The following is a 23,019-nucleotide window of genomic DNA, read 5'->3' on the forward strand; positions in this document are numbered from 1 at the left end:
GCGCCCGCGCCCGGCGCCTTTGGCCGGGTAGTTTCACCGCGGTGACCTTCACCGAGAAGCAGGGCCTCACCTCGCTCACCGACGGGGCGCGGGTGCGTTGGACGGCGCTGGAGGGTGGCGGCCCGCGGGCCGACGCGGGCGGGCACGGCGGGCGGCGGCCGCCCGTGGTGCTGCTCCACGGCGGTCCCGGGCTGCCCGGCTATCTGGGCGACGTCGCCGCTATGGTCGCGGACCTCGCGCCCGTGTACCGGTACGACCAGCGCGGGACCGGCCGGTCCCCGTGGCAGGGGCGCCACACCCTCGCCCGGCACGTCGGGGACCTCGCCGAACTCCTCGACGCGTGGGACGCGCCCCGGGCCGTGCTGGTCGGGCACTCCTACGGTGCCGATCTCGCCGCCCGGTTCTGTCTCGCGCACCCGGACCGGGCGGCCGCGGCGCTGCTGATGTGCGGGCCGTTCCTCGGCGACTGGCGTGCCGGGTACCGGGCCGAGCGGGAGCGCCGCATGACCGAGGCGCGGCGGGAGCGGCTCCGCGTGCTGGAGGAGTCGCCGCACCGCACCGAGGAGCAGGAGGCCGAGCTGCTCGCTCTGGCGTGGTTCACCGACCATTCCGACGCCGAACGCGGTTGGCGGTGGGCGGAGCGGGCGGCCCGTCGGCGGCGGCCCGTCAACTGGGGCATGAACCGCGAGCTCGGGGCGGCGGGGCGCGCGGATCCCCTCGACGGACACCTGGACGAGCTGCGGGAACGTCTGCCCGCGCGGACGGAGCTGCTCGGGGGGTGCGACGACCCCCGGCCCCTTTCCGCGCTCGACGCGCTGGCGCGCTCGCTCGGTCTTCCGCTGACCCGGATCGAAGGTGCCGGTCACGAGCCCTGGCTGGAGCGGCCCGACGCCGTGCGGGCCTGCCTGCGGCGCTTCGTGCGCGGTACGCCCCGCGAGGGGAAGCCGCTCCCGTGAGCCGACCCCGCACCTCTATTGCACATATATTGCAAGTACGTGAGTTGTGCAGAAGGGGCGTGCAGTGAGCAAACGTGCAGCGGGCCGTCGTGCGGTGGGCACACCAGTGGTGCTGGGCATCGAGTCGTCGTGCGACGAGACCGGTGCGGGGATCGTCCGGGACGGAGAGCTGCTGGCGCACGTGGTGGCATCGAGCATGGACGAGCACGCGCGGTACGGCGGTGTCGTGCCCGAGATCGCGGCCCGCGCGCACCTGTACGCGTTCAACCCGGTCGTCCGGCAGGCCCTCGACCGGGCAGGACTGCGGCTGAGCCAAATCGACGCGGTCGCCGTCACCACAGGACCCGGCCTGTCCGGCGCCCTCCAGGTGGGACTCGCCGGCGCCAAGACCCTCGCCTACGCGGCCGGAGTACCGCTGTACGGCGTGCACCACCTGGCCGGACACGTCGCCGCCGACACCCTGGAGCACGGCCCGCTGCCCGAACCGTGCGTCGTGCTCATCGTCTCCGGCGGGCACACCTCGCTGCTCCTGGTCCGGGACCTGGTGCGCGAGCCGATCCTGCACCTCGGCGACACGCTCGACGACGCGGCGGGGGAGTGCTTCGACAAGGTCGCCCGGATCCTGGGTCTGCCCTACCCGGGCGGGCCCGCGATCGACCGCGCGGCGCGGGACGGGGACCCGCGGGCCGTGACGTTCCCGCGGCCGCTGACCCGCCCCGGCGACGACCCGTACGGCTTCTCCTTCTCCGGGCTCAAGACCGCCGCGGCCCGCTGGGTCGAGCGGCACCGCCTCCGGGGCGACGAGCTGTCGGTGGCCGACGGGGCCGCCGCGCTGCAGGAGGCCGTCGCGGACGTACTGACCGGCAAGGCGCTGGCGGCCTGTCGCGCGTACGACGTGAGGACGCTGGTCGTCGTCGGTGGCGTGGCGGCGAACTCCCGGGTCCGCGGGCTCGCGGAGGAGCGGTGCGCGGCCGCGGGGATCGAGCTGCGCGTGCCGCCCATGACGCTGTGCACCGACAATGGCGCGATGATCGCCGCCGTCGGTGATCTGCTGGTGCGCTCCGGCGCCGAGCCCGCGCCGCTCGACGTGTCGATCGACCCGTCGGCGCCCCTCGAGTACGCCTCGCTCACCCCGCTGCCGGGCTCACCGGCCCGGGCCGCCTGATGGCCGCCACCGTCGGGGCCGTCTCCGCGAGCCGTCTGCTGTCGTACGCGGAAGGCGTCCGGAGCGTGTACGTGGACGCCTTCGGAGGCGCGCCCTGGGGGGAAGGACCCGAGCACGCCGACCACTACCTGCGGCGGCTCGCGGACGACGTCACCCGGCCCGGGTTCACCGCCGCCCTGGCGCTCGACGGGGAGGCCGTACTCGGCTGGGCCACCGCCTGGACGACGCCGTCGCCGTTCCCCACGAGCCGGTGCTACCCGCAGATCTCGGCCGCCCTCGGCGCGGAACGCACGGCCGCGTGGCTGTGCGGCGGCCGCGAGGTGGACGAACTGGCGGTTTCCGCGCGCGCGAGGGGCACCGGTGTGGGCGCCGGGCTGCTGGACGCGGTGACCGAGGACCGGGCCGACGGCCGCTGCTGGCTGCTGACCTCCGTGGCCGCCACGGAGGCCCGCGCCTTCTACGTACGGGCGGGCTGGACGCCGGTCACTCACCCCGCGGCAGCGGGCACGGGCGTGGCGGTCCACCTCGGCCCCCGGCACCCGGCCCGCACCGCCGCCCCTCGTCCTCGCTGAGCACGGGCTGAGCACCGTACGCCCGCGCCTCACGGAGGGGTGTTCAGCTCGTGGCCGTGAGCGGTCCGTACGCGTCGGGGCGGCGCGTCGCCAGGAACGGGAAGAGTTCCAGCCAGTCGCGGCGGGCGTCGAGGTCGAGATCGGCGACCAGGACGGCGGGCTCGTCGCGCGGGGCCTGCGCCAGAACCCGGCCGTAGGGGTCGACGATGAACGAACTCCCGTAGAACGTGAGGCCGTTCTCCGCGCCGATCCGGTTCGGCACCACCATGAACGTCGCGTTGGCGATCGCGTTGCCGGTGATGACCTTCTGCCAGATCGGCTGCGTGTCGAAGCCGGGGTGGCCGGGCTCGGAGCCGATGGCGGTCGGGTAGACGAGGACGTCGGCCCCCGCCAGCGAGTAGGCGCGGGCCAGCTCCGGGAACCACTGGTCCCAGCAGGTCGGCAGGCCGAGGTTCGCGTCCTCGACCCGCACCAGCGGGAACGCGTCGTCGCCGGCCGGGCCCTGACGGAACCAGTGGTCCTCGTAGTAGCCCTCCGAGACCGGGATGTGCGTCTTGCGGGTGCGCTGGGCGAGGCTGCCGTCCGGGGCGACGAGGATCGCGGTGTTGTAACCGAGCCCGTCGTCCTCGCCGTCCGGCGCGGGGGCCCGCTCGTACAGCGACGCGTGCACGTACACCCCGTACTCGCGTGCCGCCTCGGCGGCGAAGGTGAACGTAGGGCCGGTGAGCAGCTCCTCGGGCTCGGCCGGGGCGGGGTGGTCGGCCTTGCGGACGACCGCGAAGTACGGCGACAGCGTCAGCTCCTGGAGGCACACCACCCGCGCGCCCTCCGCCGCCGCGAGACGGATGCCCTCGCGCAGGGCCGCGCGGTGCTCGTCCGGGTCGCGGTGCCAGCGCTGCTGCACGGCGGCCACGCGGAGGGGGGACCGTTCGGCGGGCCGGGTCCTGGTGGGGGACGCGGGCGGGTTGTACGCGGTGATCAGACGCATGGCGACTTCCAGGGGAGTAGGGGCGCAGTACGGGCGAGGGAGCGGAATCGGCCCTGCCGGAACGTTCCGGCAGGGCAGAATGTAAACCGTGCCGGAACGTTCCGGCAAGAGTGGCTCCCGACTGATCGCGTACGTCTACACTTCGGCCACGTGAATGCCCGTACCGTCACCCTCCTCGACGTCGCCCGCGCCGCCGGAGTCTCCAAGAGCACCGCCTCCGACGCGCTGCAGGGCGCGGGCCGCGTCGCGGAGGCCACCCGCGAGCACGTCCGGGAGGTCGCCGCCCGCCTCGGCTACCGGCCGAACGGCGCCGCGCGCAGACTCCGCCGTGCCAGCACCGGCGCCATCGGGCTGCACCTGCCCCAGACGGCGACGCGCCTCGACTACTACATGAACCTCGCCTTCGGGGCCGTCGCCCGCGCCCAGGAGGAAGGGTTCGACGTCGTCCTGCTCGCGCCCGCCACCGGCACGCACGAACCGTTCGCGTCACGCGTCGACGGGCTCCTCGTCATCGACCCGGAGATCGGCGACCCCGCCGTGCCGGGACTCCTCGGCGCGGGCATCCCCGTCGTCACCGGCGAGCGCTACCTGGGGTCGGCCCCCGCCCCCAGCGGCGCGGTCATCTGCGACAACTCCGCCTCCCTGACCGCCCTCCTGGACCACGTGCACGCCCGCGGCGCCCGCCGCCCCGCCCTGCTGGCTCCGGCGGACACCTCCGCGTGGGCGGCGGCGCTGCACAGCACGGCCGGCGTCTGGGGGCGTACGCACGACGTGCCGGTGGAGGTCCGCACGGTCTCCTTCGCCGCGACGCCGCGCGAGGCGGAGGAGGCCACGCTCGCGCTGCTCGCCGCGGCGCCGGAGACCGACGCGGTGATCTGCGCCCCGGACGGCGCGGCACCGGGTGTGCTGCACGCGGCCGCCGCCCGGGGCCGCGTCGTGGGTGACGGCTTCTACGTGGCGGCCTGCGTGGACGGAACCGCCGTCCGCGGCGCGGCGCCGCCCGTCACCGCCGTCGACCTGCGCCCCTCGGCGTATGGGCACGCCTGCGCGGAACTCCTCTGCGACATCCTCGCGGGCCGCACGGACCCGGCGACGGTCCGCACCCACCAGTGGGCTCTGGAGGCCCGCGCCTCCACGCTCGGCGGAGTGTGACCGAGCGTCGGCACCGCCCGCCGCGCCACCCGGAATGCATCATTCCGCGAACGGCGCGAGAGTGGGTACGTCGCCCGACGAGGGGCGGCGGCGCCGAGGGAGCGTGGTGACGTGGCCAAGGGAAAGAAGCTCGAAAAGGGGGACCAGGTCTCCTGGAAGAGCCATGGGCAGACCGTGCCGGGCAAGGTGAAGAAGAAGATCACGGAGCGTACGGAGGCGGCGGGACGGACCGTCGACGCCTCCAAGGACGAGCCGCAGTACCAGGTCACCAGCGACAAGTCCGGCCGCGACGCCGTCCACAAGCCCGGGTCGCTGCGCAAGAGGGGTGGCGGCTCTTGAGCGGCGGCGACAGCGATGGGCACCGGGGCGACACCTTCAAGGAGTTCAAGGAAGCCGTCAACATGGCGCCTCGCGCCCTCAAGGACTGGCTGGACACGGACGAGTCGAAGAGCGTGGGCCAGTCGGACGGCGGCGGCGAGAGCGTGGGACACGCCTCCGGGCGCCGCATCGTCGAGCTGCTCGAGAAGAAGAAGGCCGATCTCACGGACAGCGACATCGCGCACATGCGTAAAGTCGTCGGATACGTGCATCGCCATCTGAAGCAGCGGCCCAGCGGCGACGTCACGGAGACACGGTGGAGATACTCCCTCATGAACTGGGGCCACGACCCGGTGGCGTAGAGGCCGTGGAGGGCCCGAAGGACGTAGCGGCAGAGGTGCGGAGCGAGCGGGCGACACCATGAGCACCGGTCCCGGAGAGCCGGAGCAGCAGACCCTTTTCGGATGGGCGGACACCGTCCCCGAGGGCACTGCTCCGGACGGCGCCACCACCACGTCGGGTCGCGGCGGCGCCTTCCGGGACAGTCGCGAAGCCCGCCGCATGCTCGACGTGCGCGAGGTCTACGCCGAGCCCGCCGCCCTCGACTCCCCGCGCGGCCGGCAGATCATGAGCCGGCTCTCGCCGGACGTACGGGTGACCGAGGTCGACGGGCACTGGCGCATCCCCTCCCTGCACGGCAACGACGGCAACATCGGCCGGTGGGTCCGGATCAAGACCGAGACGCTCGTCCTCGGCGTCAAGCACACCCTCGCCACCCGCCCCAACGGCCGCTCCGCCGACTGGATCGCCCCGGGCCCCTCCAACGGCTGCGCGATGGCCTGCGCCTACTGCTACGTCCCGCGCCGCAAGGGCTTCGCCAACCCCATCACGCTGTTCACCAACATCGAGGCGATCGTCGCCCACGTCCGGCGCCACGTACGGGCCCAGGGGCCTAAGACCGAGCCCAACCAGTGCGACCCGCACGCGTGGGTCTACGACATCGGCGAGAACGGTGACTGTTCCGTCGACGCCCTGGTCAGCGACAACACGGCCGATCTCGTCGCCGCGTTCCGCGGCATGCCGACCGCCAAGGCCTCCTTCGCGACCAAGTTCGTCAACCCCGATCTGCTCGCGCTCGACCCGCGGGGGCGTACGCGGGTGCGTTTCTCCGTCATGCCCGCCGACGACGCGCGGCTCCTCGACATCCGCACCAGCCCGGTCGCCGAGCGGATCGCCGCGGCGGCCGACTTCCTCGACGCGGGGTACGAGGTCCACTTCAACCTCTCGCCCGTCGTGCTGCGCCCCGGCTGGCAGCGGGACTGGGCCGAGCTGCTCGTCCACCTCGACGACGTGCTGCCCGCCCGCGTGAAGGAGCAGGCGGCCGCCGAGATCATCATGCTGACCCACAACGCAGGGCTCCACGAGGTCAACCTGGGCTGGCACCCCAAGGCCGAAGACGTGCTCTGGCAGCCGGGCGCGCAGGAGACCAAGCGGTCGCAGAACGGGGCCCTCAACGTCCGCTACTCCCAGGACATCAAGCGGCGGTCCCTGGCCCGCCTCCACCAGCTGCTCGAGGAGCACGCGCCCTGGCTGCGCATCCGGTACGCCTTCTGACGATCCCGATAATTCGAGGAGGATCGTTACGTCTTTCACGTACGGGTGATATGGGGCGTATCGGTACGGAGGGCTGGGGAGTCACTGGGCGGCTCGCGTTGCTCGCCGAGCCGCAGACAACTCAGCTCACAGGAAAGAGAGTTCACATGCGTCGCTCCGCCGCCGTCATCCTCGGTGCCGTCACACTGCTGGGGGTCCTCGCGGTGCCCGCCAGTGCCGTGCCGGACCCCGTCACGACCGTCGACTGCCTGACGCAGGCGGCGGGTGACGTCACGTCCCTCGTCGACCCGGCGAGCCCCGGCGTCCCCGCGGAGGTGCCGGGCGTGGCATGCCTCGCTCCGTGACGGTCTGACACCGGCCGGGGGGGCCGGAAGGGGGGCGGTCCGAACGGGCCGCCTCTCTCCCCACTCCCCGCACCCCGCGCGGCGGTTCAGGTGGTCAGCCGCCCCACCGGTAGCCGTCGCCGAAGAGGAGGGTGTGCTCCAGTACGTCCTCCATCGGGTCGTCGATCTGGCCGGTGTTGATCAGCGCGACCACGGGTGCGTTGTGCGAGTTCTCGTGCGTCTCGTCGGCGTGTGCCGTGCCGGAGCACAGGACGGCCGGTGCGGCCGCCACGGCTGCGACCAGAGTCCAGCGGGACATCTTCTGCACCCAATTGCCGTTCACTGCGGCCTCCTTGGAGCGTGTGCGTGACGAGCCGTCGGTCGCGGCCCGCTCACCGGATGTAACCCGGACGCGCTCGGGAAGTCACCGATCGTCACCGACGATCATACGAACGGGTTGTCGCCTCCCGTCGCCCGAATGACCCAACCCTCCTAGCCCGTGAGGCTGTTGCATGTTCCGTCACGCCCTGGCTCTCGCCCTCGTCGCCCTCGCCGCTGCCGCGGGACCAGCTCCGGCGGCCACCGCCCCGGCGAATCCCGGCCCGCTGCCCCTGCCGCTTCCCGTCGCCGACACCCTCATCAACGAAGGGGTCTCGGTCGAGGGGCCGCTGATCAACAACGTCGGCCTGCCGACCGTGTTGTGACAGGGGCTCAAGGACAGGACCTCAGTCGCGGAGCTCCGGCGGGAAGCCGGTCCAGCGCAGGTCCTCGGGCAGGTGCCGCATGTCGTTGTAGAGCACCAGCGCGGCGGGGCGGCCCGGGGTGTAACGGATGACCGTCAGGGCCGCGTTGCCGTGGTTCAGACCGAGCCAGCGTGCGGGCGGGGCGTCGAGTGCGGCGCGGACCAGCCAGGCGGTCAGGAAGTTGTGCGTGACGACGAGTTCGTGGCGCGGTGTGTCGCCGGGGACGGGGCCGGTGAAGCGGGCCAGCGCCTCGGCGGCGAGTGCGGGGCCGTTCTCGCGTTCCGCCGCGGGGAACCCGGCCAGGCGCTCCAGTGTCGCGTCGGCCGTCTCGGGAGGCAGTTCCTCCTTGCGCGGGACGTAGGGGATGTAGTCGCCCGCCGGGGCCGAGCGGACCAGCGGGGCGTCGCCGTCGAGGCCGTCGGATATCAGGACCGCGGTCTGTTCGGCCCGGGGGAGCGGCCCGTGGTGGATCGCCGCGAACGGGATGCCGCGGAGTCGCTCGCCGAGCAGGGCGGCCTGTCTGCGGCCTTTCGGCGTCAGCCCGCTCTCGTCGGGCGTGGCCTCGCCGTGCCGGGTGAGGTAGAGGTGGCGGGCGGACGTCACGTCGGCCGCACCGGGCGTGGGAGTGATCATGGGGGCAGGGACGCCCCCGTGTCCCGCGCCGGTTCCGCCCACCCCGTACAGACCCCAGGAAAGCCGTACGTAAGGTGGCGGGACACCACAGAAGAGGAGCGTGACATGTCCGCCGCCGAACGGAATTCCTCCGCCCTGCTGGGCCTCGACGCCATCAAGGGTGACCTCGCCGCTCTCTACCGCGATCTGCACGCCCACCCCGAACTGTCCTTCGCCGAGCACCGCACCGCCGCCGAAGTCGCCCGCCACGCGTCGTCGTACGGGTACGAGGTCACGACCGGTGTCGGCCGCACCGGCGTGGTCGCCGTCCTGGAGAACGGTGCGGGCCCGACCGTCCTGCTGCGTGCCGACTTCGACGGGCTGCCCGTGACCGAGCGCACCGGACTGCCGTACGCGTCCGTGAACGACGGTGTGATGCACGCGTGCGGGCACGACATGCACGTCACCTGCCTGCTGGGCGCGCTGAAGCTGCTCGCGGACGCCCGCGCCGGCTGGTCGGGCCGGATCGTCGGTGTCTTCCAGCCCGCGGAGGAGGTCGCGAAGGGCGCGCAGGCGATGGTCCGGGACGATTTCTACGCGCGGTTCGGCGTGCCGGACGTCGTGCTCGGGCAGCATGTCGGGCCGCTGCCCGCCGGGATGGTCGGCGCGCACCCCGGGCCCGCCTTCGCCGCGACCGACTCCCTGCGCGTGCGGATGTTCGGCAAGGGCGCGCACGGTTCGCGGCCCGAGGCGTCGATCGACCCCGTGGTGATGGCCGCCGCGACCGTGATGCGGCTGCAGACGGTCGTGTCCCGGGAGATCTCCGGCGCCGAGACGGCCGTGGTGACCGTCGGCTCGCTCCAGGCGGGCACGAAGGACAACATCATTCCCGACGAGGCCGAGCTGAAGATCAACATCCGGTCGTACACGCCCGAGGTCCGCGCGAAGGTGCTCGCCGCCGTCGAGCGCATCGTCAAGGGCGAGGCGGCCACGGCGGGCGCGGAGCGGGAGCCCGAGATCACGGAGATCGACACGTTCCCCGTGCTCGACAACGACGCCGACGCCGTGGCGAAGACGATGGCCGCCGTCGGCGCGGTGCTCGGGGAGGACCGTGTCTTCGATCCCGGGCCGGTCACCGGCAGCGAGGACGTCGGATACTTCGCGACCTCCGCCGACCGCGAAGTGCCGCTCTGCTACTGGCTGTTCGGCGGCGTCGACCCGGCGGAGGTCGCCGCGGCCCAGAAGGCGGGCACCTTCGAGCGGGACATCCCCTCCAACCACTCACCGTTCTTCGCGCCGCTGATCGAGCCGACCCTCACCACCGGGGTCACCGCGCTGACCGTGGGCGCGCTGGCATGGCTGGGCGGCCGGCCGTCGCAGTGACGGCCGGCCGCGACAGGCCGACGGGGGGCCGGTGGTGACGGGGCCTCAGCCCTCGTCGCCGCCGTCCTCCAGGTTGCCCTCGGTCTCCAGGTACGCCTGCCGCAGCGCCTCGAGCACCGCGGGGTCGGGCTTCGCCCACATGCCGCGCGACTCCGCCTCCAGGAGACGCTCCGCGATGCCGTGCAGGGCCCAGGGGTTGTTCTCCTGGAGGAACTGACGGTTCGTCGGATCCAGGACGTACGTCTCGGTGAGCTTGTCGTACATCCAGTCGGCGACGACGCCCGTCGTGGCGTCGTACCCGAACAAGTAGTCCACCGTGGCGGCGAGTTCGAAGGCGCCCTTGTACCCGTGGCGGCGCATCGCCTCGATCCACTTCGGGTTGACCACGCGGGCGCGGAAGACGCGGCTTGTCTCCTCGACCAGCGTGCGCGTGCGGACCGTCTCCGGGCGGGTCGAGTCGCCGATGTACGCCTCCGGGGCGGTGCCCCGCAGCGCACGCACGGTCGCCACCATGCCGCCGTGGTACTGGAAGTAGTCGTCCGAGTCCGCGATGTCGTGCTCGCGGGTGTCCGTGTTCTTCGCGGCCACCGCGATGCGCTTGTACGCGGTCTCCATCTCGGCGCGGGCCGGGCGTCCTTCGAGCCCGCGGCCGTAGGCGTAACCGCCCCACACCGTGTAGACCTCGGCGAGGTCCGCGTCGGTGCGCCAGTCGCGGGAGTCGATGAGCTGGAGGAGACCCGCGCCGTACGTGCCCGGACGCGACCCGAAGATGCGGGTGGTCGCCCGGCGCTCGTCGCCGTGCTCGGCGAGGTCCGCCTGGGCGTGGGCGCGGACGTAGTTGCGGTCGGCGGGCTCGTCCAGGGAGGCGGCGAGCCGCACCGCGTCGTCGAGCAGACCGATCGTGTGCGGGAACGCGTCGCGGAAGAAGCCCGAGATGCGCAGCGTCACGTCGATGCGTGGGCGGCCCAACTCCTCGTACGGGACGGCTTCCAGGCCCGTCACGCGGCGCGACGCGTCGTCCCAGACCGGGCGGACGCCGAGCAGCGCCATCGCCTCGGCGACGTCGTCGCCCGCGGTGCGCATCGCGCTCGTGCCCCACAGGGACAGGCCCACGGAGGTGGGGTACGCGCCGTCGTTGTCCTGCTTGTACCGCTCCACCAGCGAGTCGCCCAGCGCCTGGCCCGTCTCCCACGCGAGGCGGGAGGGGACGGCCTTCGGGTCGACCGAGTAGAAGTTGCGGCCGGTCGGCAGGACGTTGACCAGACCGCGCAGCGGCGATCCTGACGGGCCCGCCGGGACGAAACCGCCGTTCAGGGCGTGCACGGCGTGGTCGAGCTCGGCGGTGGTCGCCGCGAGGCGCGGTACGACCTCGCGGGCCGCGAACTCCAGGATGGCGGCGACCTGTTCGCCGTGGTCCGCGGCCACGGAGGCCGCGGCAGCCGGGTCCCAGTCCGCGTCGTCCATCGCCTGGACCAGCGCGCGCGCCTTGTCCTCGGCCTCGTCGGCCGTCACGCGCGTCGCCGCCGACTCGTCGAGGCCCAGCGCCTCGCGCAGACCCGGCAGCGCGGTCGTGCCGCCCCAGATCTGGCGGGCGCGCAGCACCGCGAGGACGAGGTTGACGCGGTCGGCGCCGGCCGGCGGATTGCCGAGGACGTGCAGACCGTCACGGATCTGCATGTCCTTGATCTCGCAGAGCCAGCCGTCGACGTGGAGCAGGAAGTCGTCGAAGCCGTCGTCGTCCGGGCGCTGCTCCAGGCCCAGGTCGTGGTCGAGCTTCGCGGCCTGGATGAGGGTCCAGATCTGCGCGCGGATCGCCGGAAGCTTCGCCGGGTCCATGGAGCTGATCTGCGCGTACTCGTCGAGGAGCTGCTCCAGGCGTGCGATGTCGCCGTAGGAGTCGGCGCGCGCCATCGGCGGCACCAGGTGGTCGATGAGCGTGGCGTGCACGCGGCGCTTGGCCTGCGTGCCCTCGCCCGGGTCGTTGACCAGGAAGGGGTAGATCAGCGGCAGGTCGCCGAGCGCGGCGTCGGGGCCGCAGGCCGCGGAGAGGCCCGCGTTCTTGCCGGGCAGCCACTCCAGGTTGCCGTGCTTGCCGAGGTGGATCATCGCGTCCGCGCCGAAGCCGTTGTCGGCGGCGGGCGCCGCGATCCACCGGTACGCCGCCAAGTAGTGGTGGGACGGCGGCAGATCGGGGTCGTGGTAGATCGCGATGGGGTTCTCGCCGAAGCCGCGCGGCGGCTGGATGAGGATGAGCAGGTTCTCGCGGCGCAGCGCGGCGAGCACGATGTCGCCCTCCGGGTCGCCGCCCTGACCCACCCTGGAGCGGTCGAGGAACATCTCGCCGGGCGGCGGGCCCCAGTGCTCCTCGACGGAGTCGCGCAGCTCCCGCGGCAGCGTCGCGTACCACCGCTTGTAGTCGGCGGCCGGGATGCGCACCGGGTTGGCGGCGAGCTGCTCCTCGGTGAGCCAGTCCTGGTCGTGGCCGCCCGCGTCGATGAGCGCGCGGATCAGCTCGTCGCCGTCACCGGAGACCAGGCCGGGAATGTCGGCCTCGGGGCCGAAGTCGTACCCCTCGGCGCGCAGCCTGCGCAGCAGCTCCACGGCGGACGCCGGGGTGTCGAGGCCGACCGCGTTGCCGATGCGGGAGTGCTTCGTCGGGTACGCGGAAAGCACCAGGGCGAGGCGCTTGTCGGCGGCCGGGATGTGCTTGAGGCGCGCGTGGCGTACGGCGATTCCGGCGACGCGGGCCGCGCGCTCGGCGTCGGCGACGTACGCGGGAAGGCCGTCCTCGTCGATCTCCTTGAAGGAGAAGGGGACGGTGATGAGGCGGCCGTCGAACTCCGGCACCGCGATCTGGCTCGCGGCGTCCAGCGGAGAGACGCCCTCGTCGTTCTCCTCCCAGGCCGAGCGCGACCCGGTCAGGCAGAGCGCCTGGAGGATCGGCACGTCGAGGCCGGTCAGGGCGCCCGCGTCCCACGACTCGTCGTCGCCGCCCGCGGAGGCCTCGGCGGGCTTGGTGCCACCGGCGGCGAGGACGGTGGTCACGATGGTGTCGGCGGCGCGCAGCGCGTCGATCAGCTCCGGCTCGGGGGCGCGCAGTGAGGCCACGTACAGCGGCAGCGCCCGGGCGCCCGCGTCCTCGATCGCGCCGCACAGCGCGTCCACGAACGCGGTGTTGCCGCTCATGTGGTGGGCGCGGTAGTAGAGCACCGCGACGGTCGGGCCCTCGACGCCGGCGCGGGCGGTGCGCTCCAGCGGGCCCCACGACGGGGCGGGCGCGGGCGGCTCGAAACCGTGGCCGGTGAGCAGCACGGTGTCGGAGAGGAAGCGGGCCAGCTGCTCCAGGTTCGCGGGGCCGCCGTGCGCCAGGTAGGCGTGCGCCTCGGCGGCGATGCCGACGGGCACGGTCGAGGAGGCCATGAGCTGGGCGTCGGGTGCCTGTTCACCGGTGAGCACGACCACGGGGAGGCCGGTGGCGAGGAGCTGGTCCAGGCCGTCCTGCCAGGCGCGGACGCCGCCGAGGAGACGTACGACGACGAGGTCGACGCCGTCGAGGAGCGGGGGCAGCTCCGCGAGGTCGAGGCGGGACGGGTTGGCGAACCGGTAGTCGACCGGGCCTCCCGCCGCGCGGGCGCTGAGCAGGTCGGTGTCGGAGGTCGACAACAGCAGAAGCATGCGGGCGCAGGCCTTCCTCGGGGTGTCCGCGCCCCGGGTGGTCGTATGGACGGCAGGAGTTCCTGGCTCGCCCCACGCGGGTGGGGCTCACAGTGGCGGGACCGCGCCGGATTCGCACCGGGCTTCCTCCTTCGGGTCCTGGTGGACCCACGCCGTCGCTGGCGTCGACGGACTTGGTAGCCCGCCGCCTGCATAGTAAGTCCTGCCCGGGGTGCGCGGTGCGGCCACCTGCCCCGGCGGTCCGGCTCGGGAGGCGACCGGCCTGATCCGCGTGGGTATGCTCGCCGCCATGCCGCCCACCTCAGCATCCTCCCCAGACCAGGGCGAATCCCCCATACGTGACCGGGGCGACGCCTGCCCCGGAGCCCTGCGCCTGCACCGCGCCGACGACGGCCTTCTGGCCCGACTCCGGCTGCCCGGCGGGCTTTTGACGGGACGTCAGGCCGAGGTTCTCGCCCTCGCCGCGGAGCGGCTGGCCGACGGCAACCTCAGCATCACCTCGCGCGGCAACGTCGAGCTGCGCGGGCTCGGCGAGGCGTGCGGCGGCGAACTCTCCGCGCTGCTCGCGGACGCGGGTCTGCTCCCCTCGGAGCGGCACGAACGCGTCCGGAACGTGGTGGCGTCCCCGCTCGCGGGAACCGACGGAGTCGGCCACGCCGACGTCCAGTTGTGGGCCCGTGAGCTGGACGGACTCCTCTGTGCCGAGGAGTGGACGACGGAGCTTTCCGGCCGCTTCCTCTTCGTCCTCGACGACGGGCGGGGGGACGTGGCCGGGCTCGGCGGCGATGTGACCTTGATCGCAGAATCGGGCGGGACGGCGGTGGTCGCGCTGGGAGGCCTCGCCTTCCGGGTCCCCGGAACCGACGCCCCACGCGCCGCGCTCGCCGCCGCGGAGGCTTTCCACGCGGCCGCGGATGCCGCGGGCAACGGGGCCTGGCGGGTGACCGAACTGCCCGCGGGCCACTTTGTCGACCTGGCCGGGGCGCTGGAGCGGGCGGGCGTGGAGGGTGAGCGGATTTGGCCGGGGGGCGAGGCCGGGGGCGGTCTGCCGTGGTCCGGTGCCGAGGGCGAGCGGGCTGGGTCGGGTGCCGTGGGCCGGGGCGGGTCGGATGCCGTGGGCCGGGGTGGCCTGGCGTCCGGTGTCGAGGGCGAGTGGAGCGGGTCGGAGGGCGTGGGCCGGGGTGGTGTGCTGCTGCCGCCCGGGGGTGAGGGTGTGCGGACTCGGTCGGGGGGCGTGGGGCGAGAGGGGGCGCCGGTGACTGGTGTCATGGGTCGTGCCGTGTGCGTTCGCGCTCCGCTCGGGCGCGTCAGCGTCGGGCAGTGGCGGGCCCTCCTGCCGCTTCCCGCGGACGAGCTCCGGGTCACCCCGTGGCGCGGCTTCGTGATTCCCGGCTTCGCCGACGAGGCGGCGGCACGGGATCGGCTGGCCGTGCTGGACGGCGCCGGGCTCCTCACCGACCCCCACTCGCCCTGGCTGGGCGTCAGCGCCTGTACCGGCCGCCCCGGATGCGCCAAGTCCCTCGCCGACGTCCGCGCGGACGCGGTGCCGGGCCACGGCACGCTGCCCGTCCACTGGTCCGGCTGCGAACGGCGGTGCGGGCACCCGCACGGCGACTGGGTCGACGCCCTCGCCACCGGGGACGGCGGCTACGAAGTGACGCTGCACACCGGAGGCTCCACCGTCCCCGTCACGGGCGGCACCCTGACCGAGACGGTCACCACGGCACGTACCACCACGAAACCAACGGCCACGAGATGAGCGAGAGCACAGTGTTCGACTACGAGAAGGATGGCGCGGCGATCTACCGCGAGTCCTTTGCCACCATCCGCGCGGAGGCGGACCTCCAAGGCCTGCCCGCCGACGTCAGCCAGGTCGCGGTCCGGATGATCCACGCCTGCGGGATGGTCGACCTCGTGCGCGACCTCTCGTACAGCCCGCGCGTGATCGCCGACGCCCGCAAGGCGCTGCGCGACGGCGCACCGATCCTCTGCGACGCAAACATGGTCGCGAGCGGCGTCACGCGCAAGCGGCTGCCCGCCGACAACGACGTGGTCTGCACCCTCGCCGACCCGTCCGTCCCGGACCTCGCCGCGCGGCTCGGCACCACCCGCAGCGCCGCCGCCCTCGAACTCTGGCGCGACCGCCTCGAAGGCTCCGTCGTCGCCATCGGCAACGCGCCCACCGCCCTCTTCCGCCTCCTGGAGATGATCGAGGAGGGCGCGCCCCGCCCGGCCGCCGTCCTCGGCATCCCGGTCGGCTTCGTCGGCGCGGCCGAGTCCAAGGACGCGCTCGCCGAGCACTCCTCCGGCCTGGAGTACCTGGTCGTACGGGGACGTCGCGGCGGCAGCGCGATGGCCGCGGCGGCGATCAACGCGATTGCGAGCGAAGCGGAATGAGCGGCGTGCCCATGCCCACCGAACAGAGCCCGAAGGGGCAGCTCTACGGCGTCGGACTGGGTCCCGGCGACCCCTCCCTGATGACCGTGCGGGCCGTCGAGGTGATCGCCTCCGCCGACGTGGTCGCGTACCACTCCGCACGGCACGGCCGCTCCATCGCCCGCTCGATCGCGGCCGCGCACCTCCGCGCCGACCACATCGAGGAAGCGCTGGTCTACCCCGTCACCACGGAGAGCACCGATCACCCCGGCGGCTACCGCGGCGCCCTCGACGACTTCTACGAAGAAGCCGCCGCCCGCCTCGCCGCCCACCTCGACGCGGGCCGCACCGTCGCCGTCCTCGCCGAGGGCGACCCGCTCTTCTACGGCTCCTACCAGCACATGCACAAGCGCCTCGCGCACCGCTACCCGACCGAGGTGATCCCCGGCGTCACCTCGGTGAGCGCCGCCGCCGCCCGGCTCGGCGAGCCGCTCGTCGAGGCCGAGGAGGTACTGACGATCCTGCCCGGCACGCTCCCCGAGGAGGAGCTCGCGGCGCGCCTCGCGGCGACGGACTCGGCGGTCGTCATGAAGCTCGGCCGTACGTTCGGGAAGGTGCGCGGCGCCCTGGAGCGCGCCGGCCGGCTCGACGAGGCGCGGTACGTCGAGCGGGCCACCATGAAGGGCGAGCGCACCGGCAGCCTCGCCGAGGTGGACCCGGAATCGGTGCCGTACTTCTCCGTGGCCGTGCTGCCGAGCCGGGTCGCGCCGCTGACCGGAGGTCCCGCGCCCCGGCCCGCCGAGCAGACCCCGGAGCGCGGCGAGGTCGTCGTGGTCGGCACGGGCCCCGCGGGCCCGCTCTGGCTGACCCCCGAGACGCGCGGCGCGCTCGCCGCCGCCGACGACCTGGTCGGCTACACCACGTACGTCGATCGCGTGCCGCACCGCCCCGGGCAGCGGCGGCACGGCTCCGACAACCGCGTGGAGTCCGAGCGCGCCGAGTTCGCCCTCGAGCTCGCACGGCGCGGGCGGCGCGTCGCGGTCGTGTCGGGCGGCGACCCCGGCGTCTTCGCGATGGCCACGGCCGTCCTGGAGGCCGCCTCGCAGGACGACTTCGCCGACGTCCCGGTCCGCGTGCTCCCCGGGGTGACCGCCGCCAACGCCGCGGCCGCCCGCGCGGGCGCGCCGCTCGGCCACGACTACGCCACGATCTCCCTGTCGGACCGCCTCAAGCCGTGGGAGGTCATCGCGGAGCGGCTGGCCGCCGCGGCCTCGGCGGACCTGGTCCTCGCGCTCTACAACCCGGGCTCGCGCAGCCGCACGTGGCAGGTGGGCAAGGCGAGGGAGCTGCTCCTGGAGCATCGGGCCCCCGATACCCCGGTCGTGCTCGGCCGTGATGTCGGCGGCCCCGAGGAAAGCGTCCGGATCGTGCGTCTCGGGGACCTCGACCCCGACGAGGTCGACATGCGGACGTTGTTGATCGTGGGGTCTTCGCAGAGCCGGTGGGTACGGAGGCGCGGCGGCGAGGAGCAGATCGTCTGGACGCCGCGGAGGTACCCCGAGGGGTGACCTTCTTGTGCGTCGCCTGCGGGTGCGTGGTGGCTGAGCGCGCAGTTCCCCGCGCCCCTACAGGCACACCTCACCACGCACCCAGGCAACCGTCTCCTCCGGCGTGGCGACGCCGGTGACCCCCTCCGGACCGGCGGGCCGCCGGACCACCACCACCGGCACCCCCGCCTCGCGCGCGGCGGCCAGTTTCGGCGCGGTCGCCACGCCCCCGCTGTCCTTCGTCACCAGGACGTCGATCCGGTGGGCACGGAGCAGCTCGCGCTCCCCGTCCAGCGTGAACGGGCCCCGGTCGAGGAGCACCTCCATGCGCGCCGGGAACGGCGGCTCGGGCGCGTCGACGGAACGTACGAGGAACCAGTGAGCGCCCAGCTCGGGGCCCGCGAAGGCGGCGAGGCCCATCCGGCCCGTGGTGAGGAACACCCGCTCGCCGAGGGCCGGAAGCACCCGCGCCGCCTGCTCCAGGGAGTCGACCGGATGCCAGTCGTCCCCCTCCGACGCGACCCAACCGGGCCTGCGCAGGGCGAGCAGGGGAACATGGGCGAGCGCGGCGGCCGTCGCCGCGTTGAACGAGATCGTCCCGGCGAAAGGATGGGTGGCGTCGATGAGCGCGTCCACGTGGTGCTGCCGCAGCCACGCAGCAAGGCCCTCGGCCCCGCCGAAGCCGCCGACGCGCACCTCGCCCGGCGGCAGCCGGGGCGCCGCGACCCGCCCCGCCAGGGAACTGGTCACCCGCACCCCCGCCTCGGCCGCGAGGAGCTCCGCCAGACGGCGGCCCTCGGTCGTTCCCCCCAGAATCAGTACGTGCACGGAGTTCGGTTTCCTTCATGAGTGAGGCAGCTAAGGCCAAGGGCGGGCGCAGCGCCCAACTCAAGCACACCGGTCTGCGGCCCGGCTGGACGACCGGCGCCTGTGCGACCGCCGCCACGACGGCCGCGTACACGGCGCTGCTCACCGGCGACTTCCCCGACCCGGTGACCATCACGCTGCCCAAGGGACAGACGCCCGCCTTCGCGCTCGCCGCCGAGGAGCTCGGCGCCTCGCACGCCATGGCGGGCATCGTGAAGGACGCGGGCGACGACCCGGACGTCACCCACGGCGCCCTCGTGCGGTCCACGGTGCGGCGGCTGCCCGCCGGAGCGGGCGTCGTCTTCAAGGCGGGCCCCGGCGTCGGCACGGTCACCCGCCCCGGGCTGCCCCTTGACGTCGGCGAGCCCGCGGTCAACCCCGTACCGCGGCAGATGATGCGGGACCACGTGGCGGACGTCGCGGCCCGCGCCGGAACCACGGCCGACGTGGAGATCACCCTCTCCGTCGACCACGGCGAGGAGATCGCCCGCTCCACCTGGAACCCGCGCCTCGGCATCCTCGGCGGCCTGTCCATCCTCGGGACGACCGGCATCGTCGTCCCCTACTCCTGCTCGGCGTGGATCGACTCGATCCGGCGGGGCGTGGACGTGGCGCGGGCGGCGGGGCGCACGCACCTCGCCGGGTGCACGGGGTCGACGTCGGAGAAGACGGTCGTCGCCGAGTACGGGCTGCCTGAGGACGCGCTGCTCGACATGGGGGACTTCGCGGGCGCGGTCCTCAAGTACGTACGCCGGCACCCCGTCGACCGCCTCACCGTCTGCGGCGGCTTCGCCAAACTCTCCAAGCTGGCCGCGGGCCACCTCGACCTGCACTCGGCCCGCTCCCAGGTCGACAAGGGCTTCCTGGCCCGCCTCGCCCGCCGCGGCGGCGCCTCCGAGGAGCTCGCCGCGCAGGTCGCGGACGCCAACACGGGCCTGGCCGCACTCCAGTTGTGCGCGGCGGCCGGGGTACCGCTCGGCGACCTCGTGGCGGAGACGGCGCGCGACGAGGCGCTCGGGGTGCTGCGGGGCGCCCCGGTCATGGTCGACGTCATCTGCATCGACCGGGCGGGAACGGTGGTGGGCCGCAGCGCCCTCAGGTGAGAGCCTGTGTCATGACCCCGGCGGCACGGAGCCGTCAGCAGACGTGCCGGTCCCGGTCCGCCGAGTACAGGTGACTGTCGCGGAACTGCGAGGCCCCCAGCGTCCGCCCCACCATGATGACGGCGGTCCGCACGATGCCCGCCTCCTTCACCTGCCCGGCGATCGACTCCAGCGTGCCCCGCAGGATCACCTCGTCGGGGCGGCTGGCGAGGGCGACCACGGCGGCGGGGCAGTCGGCGCCGTAGTGCGGCAGCAGTTCCTCCACCACGCGGTCGACGTATCCGGCGGCCAGGTGGAGGACGAGCAGGGCGCCGCTGCGGCCGAGCGTGGCAAGGTCCTCGCCCTCGGGCATGGCCGTCGCGCGCTGGGCGACGCGCGTGAGGATGACGGTCTGGCCGACGGTCGGGACGGTCAGCTCCCGCTTCAGCGCGGCCGCCGCCGCGGCGAACGCGGGGACGCCCGGCACCACTTCGTACGGCACCCCGGCCGCGTCGAGCCGCCGCATCTGCTCGGCGACCGCGCTGAACACTGACGGGTCGCCCGAGTGCAGCCGCGCCACGTCGAGGCCCTGCTCGTGCGCGCGCACCAGTTCGGCGGTGATCTCGTCGAGGTTGAGCTGCGCGGTGTCCACGAGCTGCGCGCCGTCCGGGCATTCCGCCAGCAGTTCGCGCGGCACGAGGCTGCCCGCGTACAGGCAGACCTGGCAGGCGGCGATCCGCCGCGCGCCGCGGACCGTGATCAGGTCGGCGGCGCCGGGTCCCGCGCCGATGAAGTACACGGTCATCTCTCGTCAACTCCTGCTGTTCTGTGCCTGGGCGGGGGCCGTGGTGGGCGCTGCCGCGGTGGGGGCCGCGGAGAGCGGCTTGGTGACGGACCACTGGGTGACCGGCATGGCCTGCCGCCAGCCGGTGAAGCCGCCCACGGGGACGGCCTGCGCGACCGCGAGCCGCACCAGCTCGCCGCCGTGGCGCCGGTACCACTCGGTGAGGAGCGCCTCCGACTCCAGCGTGACGGTGTTGGCGACGAGGCGGCCGCCGGGCGGCAGCGCGTCCCACCCGGCGTCGAGGAGGCCCGGCGCGGTGAGGCCGCCGCCGATGAACACGGCGTCGGGCGTGGGGAGTCCGGCGAGGGCGGCGGGCGCGGCGCCGGTGACGACGTGCAGGCCCGGCACGCCGAGCCGGTCGGCGTTGCGGGTGATCCGCTCCGCGCGCACGGGGTTCTTCTCGATGGTGACGGCACGGCACGACGGGTGCGCCCGCAGCCACTCCACGGCGATGGAGCCGGAGCCGCCGCCGATGTCCCAGAGCAGCTCACCGGGTGCGGGCGCGAGCGCGGCGAGGGTGGCGGCGCGTACGTACCGCTTGGTGAGCTGCCCGTCGCTGTCGTACGCGGCGTCGGGCAGGCCCGGCACGACGCCGAGCCGCAGCGCGTCGGGGGAGCGGCGGCACTCGACCGCGACGACGTTCAGCGCGTCGCCGGGCGCGTGCGACCAGGTGTCGGCGACCCCTTCGTACGAGGACTCGGCCTCGGCGCCGAGCTGTTCGAGGACGCGCAGCCGGCTCGGGCCGAAACCGCGGTCGCGCAGCAGGGCGGCGACCTCGGCGGGCGTGTCCGCGTCCGCGCTGAGCACGAGGACGCGGCGTCCGTCGTGCAGCGCGGCGGCGAGCCGCGCGGCCGGGCGCCCGACGAGCGTGACGACCTCGGTGTCCTCGACGGGCCAGCCGAGGCGCGCACAGGCGAGGGAGACGGAGGAGGGGTGCGGGAGCACGTGCAGCGCGGCGGCGCCGAGCTCCTCGGTGAGGGCGCGTCCGATGCCGTAGAACATGGGGTCGCCGCTGGCGAGGACGGCGACGCGGCGCCCGGCGTGGGCGGCGAGCAGGCCGGGGACGGCGGGCCGGAGCGGGGAGGGCCAGGGCACACGCTCGCCGGGGCACAGCGCGGTGGGCAACAGCTCCAGCTGGCGGGGGCCGCCGATGACGACGTCGGCTTCCGCGAGGGCGGCGCGTGACGCGGCGGGAAGCCCGTCCCAGCCGTCGGCCCCGATCCCGACGACGGCGACGGCCGGTATGCCTGTGGGGGGTGCGGGGGTCACTGCTGGTACCTGACCTCGGGGTTTGGGAAGGGACTGCGCAGCCGCACTCTACTGGGGACCCGGCGCCGCGCCCCTATCGCCGGTTGTTCGCGGCGCTCCGAGCCGACCACCACCCGCGACCCGTTGGTTAGCTTAGGCTAAGCTAACCAACTTATGGATCTTGTCAGAGAACCCGGGGCGAAAGGGGCGGCGGCGGGCACGCGCACCGAACCGGCCGCCGACCTCGGCGCGCACAGCCCCACCCTCCGAGCCCTGGCCCGCCGCGTCTCCGCCACCGGCGAGGACGGGCTCCCCGCTCTCCTCGACGCGTTCTGGCGGGACATCGAGGCGCACGGCGGCACCCCACTGGTCGAGCCCGTCGAGGGCGACCCCCGGCACCGAGCCGTCACGTTCCTGTGGCGCGGGCACCGGGCCACCCGCCAGGTCCTGCTGCTCGCCAACCGGCTCGTCGACCGCGAGCACCTCGCCGACGCCCTGCTGACCCCGCTGCCCGGCACGGACGTCTGGTACCGCACCCTCCGCCTGCGCGCCGACCACCGCGCCTCGTACCGCCTGGCCGCCGACCTCACCCCCGGCGACCTCCCCGCCGACCCCGGGACCCGTCAGTTGCGGCTCCGCGACCTGGTCCCGCACGCGGCCCACGACCCCCTCAACCCGCGCCGCGTCGGCGACCGCTGGGGGCAGCCGGACAGCTCCGTCTTCGCCCTGCCCGACGCCCCCGCGCAGCCGTGGACCGAGCGGCGCGACGGCATCCCGCGAGGCCGCGTGGAACGCCACAGGCTGCCCGCGGGCGCGCTCGGCGCCGAACGCGACGTCTGGACCTACCTGCCGCCGGGCGGCCCGAAGCCCGACAGTCCCGTCGTCGTCCTGTGCGACGGCGACATGTGGTTCGGACGGCTGGCCCTCGAAGACACCCTGGACGCCCTCGCCGCCGACCGCGCCGTACCGCCACCCGTCGTCCTCGCCCCCGACGCCGACGACCGCCTCACCCGCTGGCACGACCTCACCGCACGCGACGACTACGTCACGTTCCTCGCCGACGAGGTACTGACCCGGGCGGCCGGACGCCTGGCCCTGACGCTCCACCCGGCCCGCACCGCCGTCGCGGGACAGAGCCTCGGCGGACTCACCTCCCTGTACGCGGCACTGCGCAGGCCCGACCGGTTCGGCGCCGTCCTCGCCCAGTCCCCCTCGCTGTGGTGGCGGCCCGGCCTGCCGCACGGCGTACCCAAACTGGCGCCCGCCGACGAAACGCCCTGGCTCGCCGAGCGCTTCGCCGCCGACACGCCGCGCCCACTCCTCCGCGTCCACCTCGACGTCGGACTGCACGAGGGCTCGATGGTTGATCACAGCCGGTGCATGTACGAGACGTTGGCCGCCCGAGGACACCTCGTCTCCCTCAGGGAGTACAACGGCGGCCACGACTACGCCTGTTGGCGCGGCGGCATCGCGGAAGGGCTGGTCAACCTGCTCGGCCGCGCGGGCACGGACCGCCCCCTCGCCTAGCCCCGCGGAGCCGGAACAGGGGGAGCC

22 protein-coding genes and 1 riboswitch are annotated in these 23,019 nt (G+C 74.0%); of the genes, 15 read left to right on the plus strand and 7 right to left on the minus strand.

The genetic code is table 11. The features are described 5' to 3' along the window. Positions 1–41 precede the first annotated feature (41 nt). The 3 genes from AC07DO_RS15670 (at position 42) to AC07DO_RS15680 (ending at position 2,693) form a co-directional block, all read left to right on the plus strand. On the plus strand, positions 42–956 hold the full coding sequence (locus AC07DO_RS15670; protein WP_479059977.1) for an alpha/beta fold hydrolase: 915 nt from the start codon (positions 42–44) through the stop codon (positions 954–956). 106 nt (positions 957–1,062) lie between these two features. Continuing rightward, positions 1,063–2,121, plus strand: a complete 1,059-nt coding sequence (tsaD, locus tag AC07DO_RS15675) for a tRNA (adenosine(37)-N6)-threonylcarbamoyltransferase complex transferase subunit TsaD (RefSeq protein WP_479060700.1) — start codon at positions 1,063–1,065, stop codon at positions 2,119–2,121. Further along, positions 2,121–2,693, plus strand: coding sequence for an N-acetyltransferase family protein (locus AC07DO_RS15680; protein WP_479059978.1), 573 nt, complete (start codon positions 2,121–2,123; stop codon positions 2,691–2,693). Before tsaD ends, AC07DO_RS15680 begins: the two co-directional genes overlap by 1 nt. Before the next feature lie 43 nt (positions 2,694–2,736). Here AC07DO_RS15680 and AC07DO_RS15685 read toward each other — a convergent pair whose 3' ends face one another. Further along, positions 2,737–3,681, minus strand: a complete 945-nt coding sequence (locus AC07DO_RS15685) for a carbon-nitrogen hydrolase (protein ID WP_479059980.1) — start codon at positions 3,679–3,681, stop codon at positions 2,737–2,739. Between the two features lie 150 nt (positions 3,682–3,831). On the opposite strand from AC07DO_RS15685, the gene AC07DO_RS15690 reads away from it, so the two are divergent. The 5 genes from AC07DO_RS15690 (at position 3,832) to AC07DO_RS15710 (ending at position 7,109) form a co-directional block, all read left to right on the plus strand. Further along, the gene (locus tag AC07DO_RS15690; RefSeq protein ID WP_479059982.1) at positions 3,832–4,833 is read left to right on the plus strand and encodes a LacI family DNA-binding transcriptional regulator; all 1,002 of its coding nucleotides are present in this window, start codon (positions 3,832–3,834) and stop codon (positions 4,831–4,833) included. A 111-nt stretch (positions 4,834–4,944) separates the two neighbouring features. Further along, positions 4,945–5,172: a hypervirulence associated TUDOR domain-containing protein gene (locus tag AC07DO_RS15695; protein ID WP_479059983.1), complete on the plus strand. Its 228-nt coding sequence runs from the start codon at positions 4,945–4,947 to the stop codon at positions 5,170–5,172. Then, positions 5,169–5,513 carry a DUF3140 domain-containing protein gene (locus tag AC07DO_RS15700; RefSeq protein WP_479059985.1) on the plus strand — a complete coding sequence of 115 codons (345 nt, stop codon included), beginning with the start codon at positions 5,169–5,171 and terminating at the stop codon, positions 5,511–5,513. Before AC07DO_RS15695 ends, AC07DO_RS15700 begins: the two co-directional genes overlap by 4 nt. A 58-nt stretch (positions 5,514–5,571) precedes the next feature. Then, positions 5,572–6,765, plus strand: a complete 1,194-nt coding sequence (locus AC07DO_RS15705) for a spore photoproduct lyase family protein (RefSeq protein WP_479059987.1) — start codon at positions 5,572–5,574, stop codon at positions 6,763–6,765. Between the two features lie 146 nt (positions 6,766–6,911). After that, positions 6,912–7,109, plus strand: coding sequence for a hypothetical protein (locus AC07DO_RS15710; protein ID WP_479059989.1), 198 nt, complete (start codon positions 6,912–6,914; stop codon positions 7,107–7,109). Between the two features lie 94 nt (positions 7,110–7,203). Here the strand turns inward: AC07DO_RS15710 and AC07DO_RS15715 are convergent, their stop codons facing one another. Continuing rightward, positions 7,204–7,407 carry a hypothetical protein gene (locus tag AC07DO_RS15715; protein WP_268775848.1) on the minus strand — a complete coding sequence of 68 codons (204 nt, stop codon included), beginning with the start codon at positions 7,405–7,407 and terminating at the stop codon, positions 7,204–7,206. 193 nt (positions 7,408–7,600) lie between these two features. Here AC07DO_RS15715 and AC07DO_RS15720 point away from each other — a divergent pair, with 193 nt between their 5' ends. Continuing rightward, a complete protein-coding gene (locus tag AC07DO_RS15720) occupies positions 7,601–7,792 on the plus strand; it encodes a hypothetical protein (RefSeq protein ID WP_479059991.1) in 192 nt (63 codons plus the stop codon). A 21-nt stretch (positions 7,793–7,813) separates the two neighbouring features. Here AC07DO_RS15720 and AC07DO_RS15725 read toward each other — a convergent pair whose 3' ends face one another. Then, a complete protein-coding gene (locus tag AC07DO_RS15725) occupies positions 7,814–8,464 on the minus strand; it encodes a histidine phosphatase family protein (RefSeq protein ID WP_479059993.1) in 651 nt (216 codons plus the stop codon). A gap of 105 nt (positions 8,465–8,569) precedes the next feature. Between AC07DO_RS15725 and AC07DO_RS15730 the strand changes: the two genes are divergently transcribed. Continuing rightward, positions 8,570–9,826 (plus strand): amidohydrolase, encoded by a 1,257-nt coding sequence (locus AC07DO_RS15730; RefSeq protein WP_479059995.1) that lies wholly within the window; start codon positions 8,570–8,572, stop codon positions 9,824–9,826. Between the two features lie 45 nt (positions 9,827–9,871). Here the strand turns inward: AC07DO_RS15730 and cobN are convergent, their stop codons facing one another. Continuing rightward, positions 9,872–13,501: a cobaltochelatase subunit CobN gene (gene cobN / locus AC07DO_RS15735; RefSeq protein WP_479059996.1), complete on the minus strand. Its 3,630-nt coding sequence runs from the start codon at positions 13,499–13,501 to the stop codon at positions 9,872–9,874. Positions 13,502–13,538: 37 nt separating this feature from the next. Then, positions 13,539–13,670, minus strand: a riboswitch (cobalamin riboswitch). A 120-nt stretch (positions 13,671–13,790) separates the two neighbouring features. On the opposite strand from cobN, the gene AC07DO_RS15740 reads away from it, so the two are divergent. Genes AC07DO_RS15740 through AC07DO_RS15750 form a run of 3 tightly spaced genes read left to right on the plus strand, consistent with a single transcriptional unit; the run spans position 13,791 to position 17,445 of the window. After that, entirely contained in the window at positions 13,791–15,260 is a 1,470-nt protein-coding gene (locus AC07DO_RS15740) for a cobalamin biosynthesis protein CobG (RefSeq protein WP_479059998.1), read from the plus strand. Next, positions 15,257–15,898 (plus strand): precorrin-8X methylmutase, encoded by a 642-nt coding sequence (locus AC07DO_RS15745; RefSeq protein WP_479060000.1) that lies wholly within the window; start codon positions 15,257–15,259, stop codon positions 15,896–15,898. The genes AC07DO_RS15740 and AC07DO_RS15745 overlap by 4 nt, the downstream gene beginning before the upstream one ends. Positions 15,899–15,909: 11 nt before the next feature. Next, positions 15,910–17,445, plus strand: coding sequence for a precorrin-2 C(20)-methyltransferase (locus tag AC07DO_RS15750; RefSeq protein WP_479060002.1), 1,536 nt, complete (start codon positions 15,910–15,912; stop codon positions 17,443–17,445). 57 nt (positions 17,446–17,502) lie between these two features. Here AC07DO_RS15750 and AC07DO_RS15755 read toward each other — a convergent pair whose 3' ends face one another. Then, positions 17,503–18,252, minus strand: a complete 750-nt coding sequence (locus tag AC07DO_RS15755) for a cobalt-precorrin-6A reductase (protein WP_479060004.1) — start codon at positions 18,250–18,252, stop codon at positions 17,503–17,505. Between the two features lie 17 nt (positions 18,253–18,269). Between AC07DO_RS15755 and AC07DO_RS15760 the strand changes: the two genes are divergently transcribed. Further along, the gene (locus tag AC07DO_RS15760; RefSeq protein WP_479060006.1) at positions 18,270–19,394 is read left to right on the plus strand and encodes a cobalt-precorrin-5B (C(1))-methyltransferase; all 1,125 of its coding nucleotides are present in this window, start codon (positions 18,270–18,272) and stop codon (positions 19,392–19,394) included. Between the two features lie 34 nt (positions 19,395–19,428). On the opposite strand, the gene cobM is transcribed toward AC07DO_RS15760, so the two are convergent. Both cobM and cbiE read right to left on the minus strand, forming a co-directional pair. Continuing rightward, complete coding sequence (gene cobM, locus AC07DO_RS15765) at positions 19,429–20,178, minus strand: precorrin-4 C(11)-methyltransferase (RefSeq protein WP_479060007.1); 750 nt, start codon at positions 20,176–20,178, stop codon at positions 19,429–19,431. A 6-nt stretch (positions 20,179–20,184) separates the two neighbouring features. Then, positions 20,185–21,486, minus strand: a complete 1,302-nt coding sequence (cbiE, locus tag AC07DO_RS15770) for a precorrin-6y C5,15-methyltransferase (decarboxylating) subunit CbiE (protein ID WP_479060009.1) — start codon at positions 21,484–21,486, stop codon at positions 20,185–20,187. Between the two features lie 153 nt (positions 21,487–21,639). Here cbiE and fes point away from each other — a divergent pair, with 153 nt between their 5' ends. Then, positions 21,640–22,992, plus strand: a complete 1,353-nt coding sequence (fes, locus tag AC07DO_RS15775) for an enterochelin esterase (RefSeq protein WP_479060011.1) — start codon at positions 21,640–21,642, stop codon at positions 22,990–22,992. The last annotated feature ends 27 nt before the right edge of the window (positions 22,993–23,019 follow it).

This window comes from Streptomyces sp. NPDC045678 (genome assembly GCF_056432085.1).

What these genes read in the sequence shown, in the direction of transcription:
- AC07DO_RS15745 (WP_479060000.1), top strand. Translation starts at nt 15,257, where the DNA reads ATGAGCGAGAGCACAGTGTTCGACTACGAGAAGGATGGCGCGGCGATC.
- AC07DO_RS15685 (WP_479059980.1), bottom strand. Translation starts at nt 3,681, where the DNA reads ATGCGTCTGATCACCGCGTACAACCCGCCCGCGTCCCCCACCAGGACC.
- AC07DO_RS15710 (WP_479059989.1), top strand. Translation starts at nt 6,912, where the DNA reads ATGCGTCGCTCCGCCGCCGTCATCCTCGGTGCCGTCACACTGCTGGGG.
- AC07DO_RS15760 (WP_479060006.1), top strand. Translation starts at nt 18,270, where the DNA reads ATGAGTGAGGCAGCTAAGGCCAAGGGCGGGCGCAGCGCCCAACTCAAG.
- AC07DO_RS15715 (WP_268775848.1), bottom strand. Translation starts at nt 7,407, where the DNA reads ATGTCCCGCTGGACTCTGGTCGCAGCCGTGGCGGCCGCACCGGCCGTC.
- AC07DO_RS15725 (WP_479059993.1), bottom strand. Translation starts at nt 8,464, where the DNA reads ATGATCACTCCCACGCCCGGTGCGGCCGACGTGACGTCCGCCCGCCAC.
- cobM (WP_479060007.1), bottom strand. Translation starts at nt 20,178, where the DNA reads ATGACCGTGTACTTCATCGGCGCGGGACCCGGCGCCGCCGACCTGATC.
- AC07DO_RS15750 (WP_479060002.1), top strand. Translation starts at nt 15,910, where the DNA reads ATGCCCACCGAACAGAGCCCGAAGGGGCAGCTCTACGGCGTCGGACTG.
- AC07DO_RS15740 (WP_479059998.1), top strand. Translation starts at nt 13,791, where the DNA reads ATGCCGCCCACCTCAGCATCCTCCCCAGACCAGGGCGAATCCCCCATA.
- fes (WP_479060011.1), top strand. Translation starts at nt 21,640, where the DNA reads ATGGATCTTGTCAGAGAACCCGGGGCGAAAGGGGCGGCGGCGGGCACG.
- cobN (WP_479059996.1), bottom strand. Translation starts at nt 13,501, where the DNA reads ATGCTTCTGCTGTTGTCGACCTCCGACACCGACCTGCTCAGCGCCCGC.
- AC07DO_RS15730 (WP_479059995.1), top strand. Translation starts at nt 8,570, where the DNA reads ATGTCCGCCGCCGAACGGAATTCCTCCGCCCTGCTGGGCCTCGACGCC.
- AC07DO_RS15705 (WP_479059987.1), top strand. Translation starts at nt 5,572, where the DNA reads ATGAGCACCGGTCCCGGAGAGCCGGAGCAGCAGACCCTTTTCGGATGG.
- AC07DO_RS15720 (WP_479059991.1), top strand. Translation starts at nt 7,601, where the DNA reads ATGTTCCGTCACGCCCTGGCTCTCGCCCTCGTCGCCCTCGCCGCTGCC.
- AC07DO_RS15680 (WP_479059978.1), top strand. Translation starts at nt 2,121, where the DNA reads ATGGCCGCCACCGTCGGGGCCGTCTCCGCGAGCCGTCTGCTGTCGTAC.